Annotated in this window: 1 protein-coding gene and 1 pseudogene; both read right to left on the bottom strand. The window is 61.7% G+C overall.

What is annotated here, in order from left to right; genetic code table 11:
• Positions 1-569, bottom strand: a pseudogene (locus tag ACR0B3_RS23805) (ABC transporter substrate-binding protein); the annotation flags it as partial.
• Between the two features lie 20 nt (positions 570-589).
• Positions 590-1,701 (bottom strand): IS3-like element ISDsh2 family transposase gene (locus tag ACR0B3_RS23800; RefSeq protein WP_480811213.1). Its coding sequence is split into 2 segments (ribosomal slippage): positions 590-1,446 and positions 1,446-1,701, totalling 1,113 coding nucleotides; the frame shifts between segments, so codons are not numbered across the junction.
• Positions 1,702-1,838 lie beyond the last annotated feature (137 nt).

Raw genomic sequence — 1,838 nt, 5'->3', positions numbered from 1 at the left:
CGGGCGGCGTCCTGGATGGGCACCGGGTTGATCATGTCGATATCGCCCGACAGCAGGGCCGCCACGGCGGTGGCCGGGTTCTGGATCGGGGTGAACTCGGCTCGGGTGATGTTGTGCTCGGGCGTGTCCCACCAGCCGTCGAAGGGCTCCAGCACGGTGCGCAGGCCCGGCTCCCGCGCGGTGACGCGGAAGGCGCCGGTGCCGTTGGTGTTGAGCGTGGCGTGGTTGCCGGCCTCCTTGTCGGGGCGGGTGGCGTCGTTGGCCGCGGCCCAGCCGCTGTCCATGATCATCCAGTTGGCGATGCTGTCGGGGAAGATCGGGTTGGGGGCGGTGGTCAGGATCTCGACCGTGTAGTCGTCGATCACGCGCAGCTCGGAGACGGGGGCGAACCAGCTGCTTGTGTCGGAGGCCTCGGAGGAGGCGCGTTCATAGGAGAAGAGGACGTCCTCGGCGGTGAAGGCGGAGCCGTCGTGGAAGGTCACGCCCTCGCGCAGGGTGAAGCGCCAGCCCGCGCCGTCGCCGATCGGCTGCCAGGAGGTGGCGAGCGCGGGTTCGATGGTCATTGACCTGCTCCCCTTTGAGTCCGCGTTTATAGGTTAGCTCTGTTCAGGGTTTGGTCCTCTCTTGACCGTTGGTGATACTCCCGCGGGGTGAGCCCGTCGAGACTCGAGTGCGGGCGGTGGTGGTTGTAGTCGTCGCGCCATGCCGCAATCATGCGGCAGGCATGGCGCAGTGACGGGAACAGGTGTTCGTTCAGGCATTCCTCTCGCATCCTCCCGTTGAAGCTTTCGACGAAGCCATTCTGCATGGGCTTTCCGGGCGCGATGTAGTGCCAGTCGACTTTACGGTCTTCCTGCCATTTCAGCATCGCGTTGCTTGTCAGTTCGGTTCCATTGTCGCTGACCACAAGGCAGGGGTACCCACGCAGCTCGGCGATCCGATCCAACTCGCGGGCGACACGTGCGCCGCTGATGGATGTATCGACCACAGCGGCCAGACATTCCCGGCTAAAGTCATCAATCACGTTTAGCACCCTGAACCGACGCCCGTCTTCCAGCGCATCCGACATGAAGTCGAGGGACCACCTCTGGTTTGGCCCCTGCGGGATCGCCATGGGCGTCCTGGTGCCCACTGCGCGCTTGCGTCCGCCCCGTTTACGAACGGTTAACCCTTCGTCGCGGTAGAGCCGGTACAGTTTCTTCCAGTTTACCTCCCAGCCCTCACGCTTCAGCAGCATGTGCAGGCGGCGATAACCGAACCGACGCCGCTCGGACGCCAGTTCTTTCATCCTCACCCGCAGTTCCGTGTCGGCAAGGCGCTTCGACCGACGCCGATACACACGCGGATCGATCCCCGCCAGCGCGCACGCCCGGCGCTGATTGTAGCCTTTTGTCTTCATGGCCCAGTCCACGGCATTCCTCCTTGAACCGGGCCTCAGAAGTTTTTTCCAAGCATTTCCTTAAGCGTCGCAACATCCATCATCTGCTCAGCCAGCATCTTCTTCAGTTTGGCGTTCTCAGATTCCAGCGTCTTCAAACGTCGCGCATCTGACACTTCCATGCCACCATACTTGGATCGCCACTTGTAGAAGGTCGCGTCACTGATCCCGTACTTGCGACACAACTCCTTCGCGCCCAACCCAGCCTGGTGCTCCTTAAGAATGCCAATGATCTGTTCTTCACTGAAACGGCTTCTCTTCATCGTCTGTCTCCTCACTTAGAGAACAGGCTAACCAAAATTTGAGGACATTTCAGGGGAGCAGGTCACGGGACATCGCCACCATGCACGGCAAGATGGCAACCAGCTTGTCCGTCGAAGTCACGCTGTCGGAATCGCCG

The sequence above is a fragment of the Ruegeria sp. CE9 genome (genome assembly GCF_056537425.1).
This window is presented reverse-complemented; position numbering and strand designations above follow the sequence as displayed.